The sequence below is a fragment of the Dokdonia pacifica genome, from assembly GCF_900188275.1.
Lineage (GTDB): Bacteria > Bacteroidota > Bacteroidia > Flavobacteriales > Flavobacteriaceae > Dokdonia > Dokdonia pacifica.
Genome location: NZ_FZNY01000001.1, coordinates 1,088,177 through 1,102,448 on the forward strand (window position 1 = coordinate 1,088,177; position 14,272 = coordinate 1,102,448).

13 protein-coding genes are annotated in these 14,272 nt (G+C 33.4%); 2 read left to right on the top strand and 11 right to left on the bottom strand.

Features of this window, described 5'->3' with window-relative positions:
* Nucleotides 1-53: 53 nt before the first annotated feature.
* The 4 genes from CHB80_RS04740 to CHB80_RS04755 form a co-directional block, all read right to left on the bottom strand.
* Nucleotides 54-767 (bottom strand): 3'-5' exonuclease, encoded by a 714-nt coding sequence (locus CHB80_RS04740; RefSeq protein WP_089370267.1) that lies wholly within the window; start codon nt 765-767, stop codon nt 54-56.
* A 43-nt stretch (nt 768-810) separates the two neighbouring features.
* Nucleotides 811-3,024 (bottom strand): S41 family peptidase, encoded by a 2,214-nt coding sequence (locus CHB80_RS04745; protein WP_089370268.1) that lies wholly within the window; start codon nt 3,022-3,024, stop codon nt 811-813.
* 77 nt (nt 3,025-3,101) lie between these two features.
* Entirely contained in the window at nt 3,102-4,259 is a 1,158-nt protein-coding gene (locus CHB80_RS04750; RefSeq protein WP_089370269.1) for a serine hydrolase domain-containing protein, read from the bottom strand.
* A 32-nt stretch (nt 4,260-4,291) separates the two neighbouring features.
* Nucleotides 4,292-4,765: a methylated-DNA--[protein]-cysteine S-methyltransferase gene (locus tag CHB80_RS04755; RefSeq protein WP_089370270.1), complete on the bottom strand. Its 474-nt coding sequence runs from the start codon at nt 4,763-4,765 to the stop codon at nt 4,292-4,294.
* Nucleotides 4,766-4,842: 77 nt separating this feature from the next.
* Between CHB80_RS04755 and CHB80_RS04760 the strand changes: the two genes are divergently transcribed.
* Nucleotides 4,843-7,062 (top strand): tetratricopeptide repeat-containing hybrid sensor histidine kinase/response regulator, encoded by a 2,220-nt coding sequence (locus CHB80_RS04760; protein WP_089370271.1) that lies wholly within the window; start codon nt 4,843-4,845, stop codon nt 7,060-7,062.
* A gap of 3 nt (nt 7,063-7,065) precedes the next feature.
* On the opposite strand, the gene CHB80_RS04765 is transcribed toward CHB80_RS04760, so the two are convergent.
* The 7 genes from CHB80_RS04765 to purN all read right to left on the bottom strand — a co-directional run bounded on the left by CHB80_RS04765 (nt 7,066) and on the right by purN (nt 13,854).
* Nucleotides 7,066-7,584 carry a DinB family protein gene (locus CHB80_RS04765; protein WP_089370272.1) on the bottom strand — a complete coding sequence of 173 codons (519 nt, stop codon included), beginning with the start codon at nt 7,582-7,584 and terminating at the stop codon, nt 7,066-7,068.
* Nucleotides 7,577-8,668: a CNNM domain-containing protein gene (locus CHB80_RS04770; protein ID WP_089370273.1), complete on the bottom strand. Its 1,092-nt coding sequence runs from the start codon at nt 8,666-8,668 to the stop codon at nt 7,577-7,579. Before CHB80_RS04770 ends, CHB80_RS04765 begins: the two co-directional genes overlap by 8 nt.
* Nucleotides 8,669-8,977: 309 nt before the next feature.
* Nucleotides 8,978-10,876 (bottom strand): amidophosphoribosyltransferase, encoded by a 1,899-nt coding sequence (locus tag CHB80_RS04775; RefSeq protein ID WP_089370274.1) that lies wholly within the window; start codon nt 10,874-10,876, stop codon nt 8,978-8,980.
* Nucleotides 10,877-10,930: 54 nt separating this feature from the next.
* Entirely contained in the window at nt 10,931-11,854 is a 924-nt protein-coding gene (locus CHB80_RS04780; protein WP_089370275.1) for a PfkB family carbohydrate kinase, read from the bottom strand.
* Between the two features lie 57 nt (nt 11,855-11,911).
* The gene (locus CHB80_RS04785) at nt 11,912-12,526 is read right to left on the bottom strand and encodes an START domain-containing protein (protein ID WP_089370276.1); all 615 of its coding nucleotides are present in this window, start codon (nt 12,524-12,526) and stop codon (nt 11,912-11,914) included.
* Nucleotides 12,527-12,584: 58 nt separating this feature from the next.
* Nucleotides 12,585-13,223, bottom strand: coding sequence for a ribonuclease H1 domain-containing protein (locus CHB80_RS04790; RefSeq protein WP_089370277.1), 639 nt, complete (start codon nt 13,221-13,223; stop codon nt 12,585-12,587).
* A gap of 43 nt (nt 13,224-13,266) precedes the next feature.
* Nucleotides 13,267-13,854 (bottom strand): phosphoribosylglycinamide formyltransferase, encoded by a 588-nt coding sequence (gene purN / locus CHB80_RS04795; protein WP_089370278.1) that lies wholly within the window; start codon nt 13,852-13,854, stop codon nt 13,267-13,269.
* 180 nt (nt 13,855-14,034) lie between these two features.
* Here purN and CHB80_RS04800 point away from each other — a divergent pair, with 180 nt between their 5' ends.
* A complete protein-coding gene (locus CHB80_RS04800; protein ID WP_027394586.1) occupies nt 14,035-14,268 on the top strand; it encodes an acyl carrier protein in 234 nt (77 codons plus the stop codon).
* The last annotated feature ends 4 nt before the right edge of the window (nt 14,269-14,272 follow it).

Here is a 14,272-nt window from a genome sequence, read left to right on the forward strand (position 1 = left end):
AAAAACCCCAGTCATTGACTGGGGTTTTTGTTTTATCTATACTTTTAAAATATTTATACTGAGATCACTTCATGCGGTTCTAGCAATTTTTCATTGCGCAATCTAAGTAAGATTTGAGCAACTGCTAGTGTATCTTTTTCACAATAAATAAGAATCCTATCTATATCACCTTCCTCATAATATACACTTCGCACCTCACTTCCATCCATATCATCTTTTGGAGAAGGAATTCCTAAAATATGCGTAAGTAATTTGAGAGATGTATAGTGTTTATAATCTCCAAACTTCCACAAATCTAATGTGTCTAAATGTGGCACTTCCCATGGTTTTTTGCCAAATAGGTTAAGCTTATACGGTAACTCTACACCTAATATAATCATACGTCTTGCGATATATGGAAAATCAAACTCCTTCCCGTTATGAGCGCATAGTATGTGATGTGATCTATTAAAATGTGTTTCTAAAAGATTTTTAAACTCTATAAGAAGTGTTCGTTCATCTCCATAAAAAGATGTAGTTCTAAATGATCTATTGTCTCCTGTTGTTTTAAAATAACCAACAGATATACATACTATTTTTCCAAATTCTGCCCAGATACCAGCTCTTTCATAGTATTCTTCGGGGGTATATTCTTCTTTACGAAGGTATTTTGTTTTATCTGCATATAATGTTTTAGTAGTCTCATCTAACGTGTCAAAACTCTTGGCTTGTGGCACTGTTTCGATATCTAAAAAAAGGATGTGTTCTAATGTTAACTTTGAGATCATAGCTTTGTTTAAAGCTCTAATGTAAGAAAGTGTTTTTTATATACTAGCTTCCTATGATCTCAATTGCTTTTTCTATGAGTTCATCTCTTCCTTCTTTGATTCCTTTTATCGTTGGTTTTACTTCAATATCTGGAACGATACCCACCCGTTGGGTAGGAGAACCATCTGGATAAAATACACCTATTCCAGAAATCATAGTTCGTAAACCTCCAGGCAATAAAATACTAGACACATTCCCATCTGCGCCAGCAGTTGTACTACCTATAATCGTACTATTAGGAGCTGCTCTAAATGCCATAGCTGTATATTCTGCTTGACTTTGACTCAGTTCATTTACTAAAACTACTACTTTCCCTTTGAATTTGTCTTTTGCTATGTTGCCTGCGCCTATCATTAAAGGGGAGCCCATAACAAACTCACCTGGGTTTTTAAGATTAGGTCGTGTAAATTTCACAAACTCTGTTCCTCTTGGAGCAATAAATTGACCTAGTGCAAAAGGCATAAATGCAGAAGGATAGTTTCTAATATCAATGATGATTCCTTTACAATTAAGAAACTCTTTTGAGATAGATTTTGGATCTTCTCGTGTAATGTTTGCTAATGTAATATACCCGATATTATCCGGGAGCATTTTATAGCTTTTTACACCATCTTCAGGCTCTCTATACCAGCCGTAAATATCCAATTCCTTCCTTTCGTACAATGGCATCTTTATTTTAATTTCTTTTCCATCTCTCAAAACAGTTAGATCAAGAGATTCTCCATCTCCCTTAAGTATCTCTGATGAAATATCCCTCATTCTTGCCTCATGATTGGATGCAGGATAATACGGAATTTTCTCTTCTATTATTTTTGAAGCAGGAACTCCTTTTATTGCTATAATAGCATCCCCTAATTCTAAATCAAGAGAAGATTTCATTTCTGGATTATAAAAATCTACAACAACTAATTTGTTTTCTATAAATTGAATATGTACAGGAGGGAATTTACTTCCTTTTGTAGCTTCCCATTGATCATCTCCTCCCCATAAATTAGCATGCGTATCTTTGATATCTCCTATAAGTTGAAGTGCAGCAATTTCATACTCTAATTCATTTTTTGCGTTTATAAATTGAGGAATATATTCTCCTAAAACAGCATTCCAATCTTTATCCATCACATCTTTATAAGGAAAATAATAATGTATCATATTCCAATATCTATAAAGTGATAATAATCGAAAACCCGTATCGGGATATTTCATAGATGCGTATGTATTCTCATTAGAAAATACAGGATTACCAACACGCGGCGTTTTATCTATATAATAATGTTTCCCTTGATATCTATTTATATAAATATATTGAAGTCGTTCTTGTAAAGCTTCAGAAATACCATTTGATGCCATCCATGCATTATCTGGCTTTAAATACGCTTCATCATCTGTTTCTTTACATTTTTTACACTTAGGAATAGTACCATAACTATCTATCCATTTGAGGATACGTTGGTCTCTTTCTGAGTCCGCTTTCGCGAAAGCGATATCTTCCATAACCCTAAATAATTCATAGTCCCAATTAATATCTCCTATAGCGACTGCTGGGTGATGGTACTTAAGAAAACCCCAAACCTTTCCTAATACTGTAAGATTTTTAAGTTGTTGTGTTGTAGGTTTGGATATAGAAAACTGAGACCCTTCATCAAAAGCAGTGTCTTTTTGAGCTCCAGATAGCTTTTTAGGAGGTGCCTTATCAAGAGATTTGCCATCTACGGTTACCTCCAAATCATCTATCCATATTTTTCCTTTTCCAACAAGAATTCCTCCTACTACTATATTTGTAGCTTCATTAGGTTTTAAATCAAGTTCTATTTCATATTTCTTCCAATCTGTAGATCCTTTAATCCCTCTATTGTTCATATTGTCAAAACCAACTTGGGGATCAATACGCATCCATAAACCACCATATCCATCAGATACATTTTCTGTCTTTACATACCCTGTAAGCTTTATTTTTTTTCCTCCAAAAGTTGCTGGAATCGTAAATCCCCAAGCACTAAAGTCTTTTCCTTTTTTTATACTTTCTATAGAGGCTGAATAGTTACCTTGTTTTACAACCGTAGAATCAATATTTACTTTGTAATCATCTCCTCCAAAACTGTTCCATTGTGATGGTTTATTTTCAGAGATTTGTTCAAAATCTAAATTAAGCGTTGGAGTTTGTTGTGCAGAAACAATACTGGCAATAAATATTGCGAAATAAAATATAGTTATTCTCATGGTGGATGTTAATTAGTGCTTTAAAACTATAAGGTATTAAACTTATGAATCTAAAGATTACGTTAAATAACATCTTTTTAAGAGTTTTCAAGCATCGCATAGGCTTCATCAATATAGATGAAGAAGTCTTCTGTAAAAGAGGCGTTAGGCATAAAATTTCCTCTTTTATGGCCTAGCCTAACAATAATAAGGTTGTCTTCTGGAATAGTAATTACATATTGTCCCAAAATACCTCGCATTACAAATATTTGTTTGTTTTTGTGATTACTAAGCCAAAACCCGTAACCATACATATCATCTCTTGAAAACCTAGGATGGGTTGACTTCGCAACAAAGGTGGAATCTAGTAGTTGTTTTCCATTCCACTTTCCATGATCCTTATAGAGTTTTCCAAATTTTGCAAAATCTCTAGCATTACTTGCTATACAACAGTATGTTTTTACGAGTCTGTTTTCAGTATCGTCTACTTGCCATAATGCTGATTGTTCCATACCTAAGGGTTTCCAAAAACTTTCCGAGAGATATGAGGCTAATTTTTTACCTGTTGCTTTCTCTAATACCATCCCTAATAACTGAGTATTACCACTTAAGTATTTGAAAGACTCTCCTGGTGTTTCTACTACTTTTTGATTCAGTATGGTTTCTGCTAAATCATCATCATAATAAGCTCTTGCCGTTACACTAAAAGGGCTTGTATAGCTTTCTTCCCAATCTAGTCCTGATGACATAGAAGACAGGTCTCCAACAGTAGTTTTAGTTCCTCGGTATTGTTCAAAAAAGTCTCCTAATGGTTGATCCAAACTTTTAATGTAACCGTCTTCAATTGCTTTTCCTAATAAAGCACTTGTTATGCTTTTTGCCATAGAGAAAGAATTTGTTTTTGAAGTAGGCCCGTATGTTATTTCTTCATCATTTTTATAATCTTCATACCAAATACTATCATTTTTTATAATCAAAAATGCTATAGTTCCTAGCTCTTTATTTGTTTCTTGTAGTGCTGTCGTTGCTTTAACAGTATTATATGATTGGTGTAATGGCCAAGGTTGTGGAGTGCTGTTTATTATTTCTTCATTTTCAAAATGAGGATAATCATCTATATAAGCAGTTACATGCCCTGTCATATATACAACTCGTACTCCTTTTAGGATGTATTCATAATCTGTTATATATGCAATCACAACTAAAAGAAGGATGATACTAATGAATCCTTTTAAAAATTTCTTTATAAACTTCATAACACTAAAATGTCATTTAAAATGATGTATTATTAAAAAAGTGAAACCTGTTTTACGGGACTTTCGTGTTCTAGTAGCCATTTTTTACGATGTAATCCCCCTGCGTATCCTGTAAGAGATCCATCACTTCCAATAACTCGATGACAAGGAATGACAATAGAAATAGGATTTTTACCATTTGCACTTGCAGCAGCACGAATAACTTTAGGGTCTCCAAGTGTTTTTGCCATATCTAAATATGACGCTGTCTTTCCAAAGGGAATCGTTTGTAATGTACGCCAAACTTTTGTTTGAAATTCTGTGCCTTGGGCATTCAGTTTTAAGTCAAAAACAGTTCTTTTTTTAGCAAAATATTCATCAAGTTGTTGTACAGCATCTTTCAAACTCTCTGGTATCACTGTAGATGGAGCCACCTCTTTATCTAAAAAAGTGATTGCCATAATCCCTTGATCATCGCCCTCAATTTCTAAATCTCCCATTGGGCTTTTTATATATATTTTGTGCATACATAAAGGTATGGATTTTGTAAAAAGTTTGTTATTCTTTTTTTGAGTAATTTTGTTTAGCCTCATAATCCCCGTAGATGAAGTGTAACCTATGCTATATCATCCTTTTTTGCTTATGCGCAAATCATACATTTGCGCAAGAGAAATCAATATCTGAAATTTCTCAAGACAGTATATACAGCTTAAGCTTTTTAGTATATAACAGCATAGATAATCTTGAATACAAGAATGCTATTGAAATTGCTACACAAATTATAGCTGAGGGTGAAAAACAACAAAATCCGTACTATGTTTTTATGGGCTATGATCTCATGGGGAGTATTAATAGCGAAATGAAGGATACCATTCAGGCTAGATTAAATCACGAAAAAGCTCTTAAAATTGTAAAAGAAACCAAGCAGGATTCATTGCTTTCATGGGCTTATTTAAGTTTAGGAAATGTAGAGTCTGATGGAAAAAAGAACTATCAGAAAGGAATCGATTATTATAAAAAAAGTATTGAATTAAATACTGAGGGCAATGAATTTGAAAATATCCCTCCTCTTCTTAATATAGCTTGGACATATCTAGACGAGAATAAAGCTAATGAAGCACTTCCTTATTTACTTCAAGTAGAAAAACTCTATCAAAAAGATACAATATACCCTGTAGAGGTTGCAGAAACGAAAACCTTACTAGGAAGATATCACACCCAAAAGGGTAATTATGCTTTAGCAGGAGAAGTATTTAAAGAAGTAGAAGTAATTCTCAAAACAGAAAAGTATCCTTCTGTCGCTTTAGAGTTTTATAAATACTATGGGGAACTTTCTGAAATGCAAGGGAATTATGAAAAAGCATATCAGTTACTAAAAAAAGCAAAAGAACTAGATGATAAAAAATATGAGCAAGATAAATTGAGGGAAGTCCAAGCTGCAAAAACTCGATTTAATATTAAGGAATATGAACGAACGATAGCTTCTGCTAGAAATGAGCAAATCATCAACGATAAGCTTATTGAAAAATCTAGAGATCTTAGAAATATATTTATTATCGCTTCTACTATTCTATTAATTGCACTCATTGCTATCTTTTTTGCTTTTAAGTCTCGAAAAAAATACATTAAACGCCTTCATGAGAAGAACAATCAATTAATGGTTGCAAAAGATAATGCAGAGCGATTATCACAACTCAAAACACAATTTTTTTCTACTGTAAGTCATGAATTACGCACCCCACTCTATGGGGTTATTGGACTTACTTCTATTTTATTGGAAGACGAAACTTCAAAAAACAAAGAAGATCTTAAATCTTTAAAATTTTCAGCAGATTATTTAATGGCGCTTATAAATGATGTGCTTCTTTTAAATAAAATGGATGCCGATGGTATTACTCTAGAAAAGACATCTTACCGACTATCTAGTCTTGCAAAGAGCATTACACGTTCTTTTGAGTTTAGTTTAGAACAAAATAACAACAAAATACACTTACATATAGATGAAAACATTCCAGATAAACAGATAGGAGACTATGTAAGACTTTCTCAAATTCTGATGAACTTAATAGGAAATGCTATAAAGTTTAATGAAAATGGAAATATCTGGGTATCTATTGATCTTTTAGAAAAAACAAAAACAGGATTATATAAAACACAGTTTACAATAAAAGATGATGGAATAGGGATTCCTGTTAGTAAACAAAAAACAATTTTTGAAGAGTTCTCTCAAGTAGAAAATCGAAACTATAATTATCAAGGTACAGGACTTGGGTTACCAATTGTAAAAAAACTATTGGCTTTATATGAAAGTGAAGTTATATTAAAAAGTGAAATGGGTAAAGGGTCTATATTTACTTTTACTATTGATCTCGAAGCAAATATATCTGATGAGAGCGAAGCAAGAAAGAACCTTGAAAATGAAGGAACTGCTATTCATGTGTTTGAAAATGTTCATATTTTAGTAGTAGATGATAATCGAATTAATCAAAAAATTACTCAAAAGATTCTTGAAAAACGTCAATTTAAATGTTCTCTTGCCGATGATGGTGAACAAGCAATTGCTCTAGTAAAAGAAAATACTTATGATCTCATTCTTATGGATATCCACATGCCTAAAGTAGATGGTGTAGAGGCAACAAAAGAAATTAGAAAATTTAATACTGAAGTGCCTATCGTAGCACTTACAGCTGTAGAACTGGATGAAATGCGTGCTACGATTATGAATTCAGGCATGAATGACATCATTCTAAAACCTTATGATATCTCACAGTTTTTAACTACCATTTTGAGAAACCTTAATAAAGCATTTGCAAAGTCTCGATAGTTGCTACCATCCGCTATAATCTGGAGGAACAATTGTATTTAAATTAAGATATACTATTATTTGCCCTCTATGATGTGTAAGATGATCTTGTAAAAGATTTAAAATTTGGAGTTTAGATTTAGGTCCTGCAAAAAAGTTTACCGTTTCTTTTAACTCTTCTTCTGGAGTTTGTTGAACAAACTCATATACTTCATCAAAAGACTTTTTTAATGCATTAATAATGGCTTGTTTTCCTTCTGGTATGTTTTGAGAAAGTGTTTTTCTATCAAATCCTTTAGAAGAAAAATAAGTATTGCCCAACCAAAGCATATTACCCCTCATATGTAATAATTGCTCACCAAAATTCATTTCTCTTTCTGTAGGAGCGTATGTATATTTATCTTCTGGCATTGCCTCTGCAATAGCGATTAAATAGTTTTTAGAATTATTCCATTTTTCAAGGAAGGCATCTTTTGCATTGTCTTTTTGTGCGTAAGTAAATGTGGTAAAAAAACAAAGTACTATACATCCTATTTTACTCATCTGATTCCTTATTTTCATCCAAAAGCCCAAGTTCTTTTGCTCTTTTTTCCCAATTTTTTCTAGCTAATGTTTGTAAATCTGCAACACGATCACTCTCATCCATGATTTCAAGACCTAATAATGTTTCTATAACATCTTCCATGGTTACTAAACCACTTGTGGTTCCGTATTCATCAACTACCAATGCAATATGGTTTTTTGAAGATATTAATTCTTCAAAAAGCTCAGGAATGGGAAGATTGCGATTGGTAATCATTATAGGACGTTGTATATCATCTAATGTTTTTGTGTGATTATCAAGTGCCATTTCTCTATATACTTCACTTTTTAAAACAATCCCTGTGATATGATCTATATTTTTATCATACACTGGAATTCTAGAAAAACGTAATTCTTGATTTTCTTTAAAGAAATCACTTATGCTCGTTTTAGATGCTGCCGTTTTCATCACTGTACGAGGAGTCATCACATCTTTTGTGAGCACATCTTTGAAGGAAAGTAAATTGGTTAATATCTTACTTTCTGATTCTTCAAATACACCTTCATCACTAGCCATTTGTGCCATTGCAGTAAAATCTTCTCTACTTAAAACACTTCCGTGGTGTCCCTTGCCACCTACAAGTTTTGTGGTAAGTTGTAATAACCATAAAACCCCTGTCCATTTAAGCGGAAAAATAAGAACCCTGAGTGCTTTTGCAGTAAAGTTTGCTAGTTGTTTCCAATAGGTAGCTCCTATTGTTTTGGGTATAATTTCTGATGCAACTAGTATAAGAAATGTCATAATACCAGAAACTAATCCAACAAAGTTTACTCCTATAATAGTAAAATCAGGATATAAATCTGCTGCAACATTACCCACCATCATTGCACCTACCGTATGTGCCAATGTATTTAAGGTTAATATAGCTATAAGAGGTTTATCTACATCTTTTTTTAAATCTTCAAGATCGGAGGCATAGGTTTTACCCTCCCCCTTTTTAATATTTATAAATGTAGGAGATATACTTAGCAATACCGCTTCTAATATAGAGCACAAAAATGAAAAGAAAATTGAAACGGTTGCCCAAAAAATGAGTTGACCCATGGTTTATTAGACTGTTTGTGTAAAGGTATATAAATTGAATTGAATTTGCAGAAAGAAAATTTGCAACCATTAAAATATAGAAGTACGATTATTTTAAAACAGTATTCTTTACTTAATTTTTGGGCATAAAAAAAGGCGGAAAGTTCCACCTTTTTTTGCCCCAAATCTACCATGAACTTAACCTACTTATGCTATGGCTCTGCTAATATAGTATTGATTTGCAACCATACAATATCTTTTAGACCAAATACACGATTTTTAGACCAAATACACAAAAAATATAAGATTTGTGATTTACTTAAGATCAAACTAATAGGCTCTAGCGCTATTTCCCTCCATATAATTTATAAAAGCACGGTTAACGACGCGATTCCCTCCATTAGTAGGGTAGTCTCCCGTAAAATACCAATCTCCTAAATTTTTTGGACATGCTTTATGAAGGTTTTCTACCGTCTGATAAATAATTTCTACTTCTGGCTTTACAGTTTCATCACTCAATAATTCTGAGATTTTTGATGAAATTTCTTGATCTGTAAAAGGGGCATAAATTTCTTTTACAAAATTTTGCACCTCTTTATCTTTAAGGTCTACCTGAGCCTTACATTTCTCATATACTTCAGAAATGATAGCGTCATTTCCTTTTTCTTTAAGCAATGCTATTGCGGCTCTAAACGCGATAAAGTCTTCTAATTTTGCCATATCTATCCCGTAACAATCAGGATATCGTATTTGCGGAGCAGAAGAAACTACAATGATTTTTTTAGGATTGAGACGTGCCATCATTTTAATGATACTCTTCTTAAGTGTTGTCCCTCTTACAATACTATCATCTATAATAACAAGCTTATCTTCAGGCTTAACAACACCATATGTCACGTCATATACGTGAGCAACGAGGTCATCACGACTACTATCTTCTGTTATAAATGTTCTAAGTTTTGCATCTTTTATAGCAATCTTTTCAGTTCTTAGCTTACGCGAAAGTATACGCTCAAGTCCTGTTTGATCTAGTGTTCCTTTTGCTTCAAGTATTTCTTGTCCTTTCTGCTTATTGAGTTCATCTTGGGCAGCTTCTACTAGTCCATAAAAAGAAGTTTCGGCTGTGTTTGGAATAAAACTAAATACTGTATTCTTAGTATCATGATCGATACTTTTTAGTACTTCTGGCATAAGTAGCCTTCCTAGTAATTTACGCTCTTTATATATTTCGGCGTCACTTCCTCTAGAAAAATAAATGCGTTCAAAAGAGCACGCTTTTCGCGTAAGCGGTTCTAAAACTCTTTTAATACTTAATTCCCCATTTTTCTTTACTATAAGAGCTTTTCCAGGATCTAATTCCTTTACTTCTTCAAAAGGAACATTAAATGCTGTCTGAATTACTGGACGCTCACTAGCTACAACAGCCACCTCATCATCTTCATAATAATAAGCGGGACGAATACCTGCTGGATCTCTTAATACAAAAGCATCTCCGTGTCCTAAAAGACCTACCATGGCATATCCACCATCCCAGTCTTTTGAAGCTCTTTTTAAGATTTTTTCAACTTTTAGACGTTCTGCTATTTGTGGAGAAGCCTGTTGTTTATTATATCCTTCTTTTTTTAATTTCTTGTATAATTTTGCTACTTCGTCATCTAGAAAATGTCCTATTTTCTCCATGACAGTAATTGTATCTGCATGTTCTTTAGGATGTTGCCCCAATGAAACAAGCTTATTAAAAAGCGTACTTACATTGGTCATATTAAAGTTACCTGCAACAATCAAGTTACGATGCATCCAGTTATTTTGGCGTAAAAATGGGTGTACACTTTCTACACTGTTTTTTCCAAAAGTTCCATATCGTACATGACCTAAAAGAACTTCGCCTAAATACGGCACATTACTTTTTTGCCAATCTACATCATCTTTACGATCTGGATTTGCTGTCATAACTTCATTGATACGACCATTAATCTGCGCAAAAATATCTTGTATAGGTTGTTGCTCTGTAGATCGTTGTCTAGAAATATAGCGTTGTCCAGGAGCCATATCTAATTTAATGCTTGCAAACCCAGCACCGTCTTGACCACGGTTATGCTGTTTTTCCATCATTAAATACATTTTATTTACACCATAAAATGCTGTGCCATACTTCTCTTTATAATAGGTAAGTGGTTTTTTTAATCGTATTAGGGCGATTCCACATTCATGCTTTATTGCATCACTCATAGTAAGTACTTTATAGTAAAAGCAAATGCGCCCCAAATTTGGAGCGCATTTATATTAATTAAGTTCTATTTCAAACTGCGTTAGTTGTTTAAACTGCTGCAAGCGTTTTCTTATTTCTTCGGTTGTTACGTTTTCCAATCGTTCTGTTCCAAATTTTTCTACGGTAAATGAAGCTAGACAAGATCCATAAATCAAGGCTTGTTTCATGTTTTCAAAGGTAATATCTCCACTACGCGCTAAAAATCCAGCAAATCCCCCTGCAAATGTATCTCCTGCTCCTGTTGGATCAAATACTTCTTCTAATGGTAATGCAGGTGCAAAAAACACTTCATCATTATGAAAAAGTAATGCGCCATGCTCTCCTTTTTTAATAACAACATACTGAGGGCCCATCTCATGTATTTTTCTTGCTGCAGTAACTAAAGAATATTCTCCACTTAATTGACGAGCTTCTTCGTCATTTATTGTAATAACATCTACTTTTTTTAATGTTGTCTTAAGCTCATCTAGGGCAATATCCATCCAAAAATTCATGGTGTCTAAAATAACAAGCTTAGGATTGCTCATCTGTTCTATCACGCTTAATTGTACGGTAGGTTGTAAATTACCTAACATTACAATTTCTGCATCCTGATAGGAAGCTGGAACTTGAGGGTTAAAATCTGCAAGTGTATTTAATTCTGTAACAAGAGTATCACGAGTGTTCATATCATTATGATATTTACCACTCCAGAAAAAGGTTTTTCCTCCTTTAACAATTTCAAGACCTTCTAGATTAATATTTCTATTTGTTAATAGGTCTATATATTCTTTTGGGAAATCTTCTCCTACTATAGATACAATAGATGAGTCTACTTTAAATTGAGAAGCTGCAAGACCTATATATGTGGCTGCACCACCTAGTATTTTATCTGTTTTACCAAAAGGGGTCTCAATAGCATCAAATGCACATGTACCAACAATAACTAATTTACTCATCTATATTTTTTTGCAAAGATATAGTTTTAAAGAAAAAGAAAAACACGAAATCTTGCTTCAATTTTGAGCTATTTCTTTATGCGAATCTAATTTACGATGTAGCTCTTTAAATGTTTTAAAAGGTCCCTTTACAACAAGAGGGTTTACAATGATTGCAGGCACCCTCCCTCCTGGATCCATATGTATTTGTTGTGTGGCTCTTATGCCTCCTTCTTCTTTCTCTAATAACCAAAACCCTGAAAGTTTCTCAATACGTAAACAATTATTTTGAATATCTAGAACATCAGACACCGTCTCTATAGATAAGTATACTCTATCTTCTGTGTACTCTATTAGTTTTAGTTCTGTAACAACATCCCTATCTTTTAAAGGCCATGGCATTTCTTGTTTGTAATAAAAAAAACGTGAGCTTTCTTTCTCACTAGCTATGCGATAACTAATATTAAAATCACAAGTAGGTGTATACATTGGAGCATCATATAGCTCTTGTAATAGCTCTTCAAATGTAGTATCTAAAACCGATGTCGCTTTAAATTCTTTAAAAGGACTATCTGGATATGCTCGGGTGTATATCTCTATAGCATCTTTTGCTTTTTTAAGCTTCCATGGCCCAGGAGTAGTTACACTCAAAGGTAGTATCATAAAAAAAGTTAGATAAAAAAATGTCTTCATAGCGGGGCTTTAGTAGCGGAAAAAAGAAAAAAATTACATGTTAAGAATGTTAATATGGCTATTTTCTTCCAAAGTCTGCAGGAATCTCTCCCCATGCTTTTGTTTCCCACTTTACAATGGTAGTGGTATATGTATTTGTTTTAAGCCATTGTTCTGCACGACGTACGAGATTGTATACATCTTTATTTCTAGGAGTTTCTTGCAGTTTTGTATTGCAGGCTTTCTTTTTAACCCATCCGATAGCAATACGTGAATCTGAATAAATAATACGATCACTTCCTATTTTTTTTAAATACGCCAGTCCGTGTACAAGAGCAAGAAATTCTCCAATATTATTTGTTCCCTGTTTAAAAGGTCCTTGATGAAAAAGCTGTTTTTCAGTTTGTGTATCTACACCTCGATACTCCATAACACCGGGATTTCCAGAACTCGCAGCGTCTACTGCAATAGAATATAGATTTGGCTCACCATAAGCTGCTTTTTCTTCTGGAGTAAGGACTTTCTTTTTTTTAGAAGTTCCTTTTACATCTGCATAGTCTTTATTGTAAGCGGTTTTTGCTTCGGCAAATGTTGGAAAAGATTTATACTGTGCTCCTGCAAATCCATCTATCATGGCTTTACAATCTTTCCAAGTAAGATAAATTCCTGGTCTCTTACCTTGCCACACCACATAAAACTTTTCTTTTTTCTTAGACATATGTATTTATATTCTCCATAAAGATGGAGTTTTCATGTTTAAATTATTGACTCTTCAGCAACTTTTCTATGACTATAGGAAAGTGTTCATGTTCTAATTGATGCACTTTTTGAGCAATGGTTTCAGGAGTATCCTCTTGGGTAACTTCTACTTTTTCCTGAAAGATATATGCACCTTTATCATATTCAGGAGTTACCTTATGAATCGTTATTCCTGTAAAGGTTTTTTTTCCTTTATGCGCTTTCGCGAAAGCGTAAACAGCCTCATGAACATGCTTTCCATACATACCTTTACCCCCAAAATCAGGTAATAATGCTGGATGAATGTTTATAATTTGGTCTGGAAACAGATTTATTATTTTTTCTGGAAAAAGCCATAAAAAACCTGCTAGCACAATTAAATCTGGTTGCGTTGCTTGTAAAAGATGTACAATATCATCTGTTTCATAAAGCGCTGTTCTGTTAAAACTAATCGCACTAATTTTACTCTTATTTGCGCGTTCTAAAACTTTGGCACCCTTGTTGTTACTGAGCACTTGCACGACTTGAGCATCCGTACGACCCTTAAAATGATTAATGATACGTTGGGCATTTGTACCGTTCCCTGAAGCAAAAATTACAATACGTTTCATATATTTATGACACTGTTATAATGTGCAAAACAAACGATTATTATTAACAATTTGAAGGTTTTTTGTAGAGAAATTCTTTAATATTTACGTAAATTACCTTCATATTTTTGTGGCAATAGTGATCAAACCATAAAGGTTTGTTATTTTTGCCACTTAATTAAAAAATTAAATTTAGAAATTATGTCAGACATTGCATCAAGAGTAAAGGCGATCATCGTAGACAAATTAGGCGTAGATGAGAACGAAGTTGTAACCGAAGCTAGCTTCACAAACGACTTAGGTGCCGATTCACTAGACACTGTTGAACTTATTATGGAATTTGAGAAAGAATTTGATATTCAAATTCCTGACGATCAAGCAGAGAATATTGCTACCGTAGGTCAAGCAATTTCATATATAGAGGACGCAAAATAAGTCT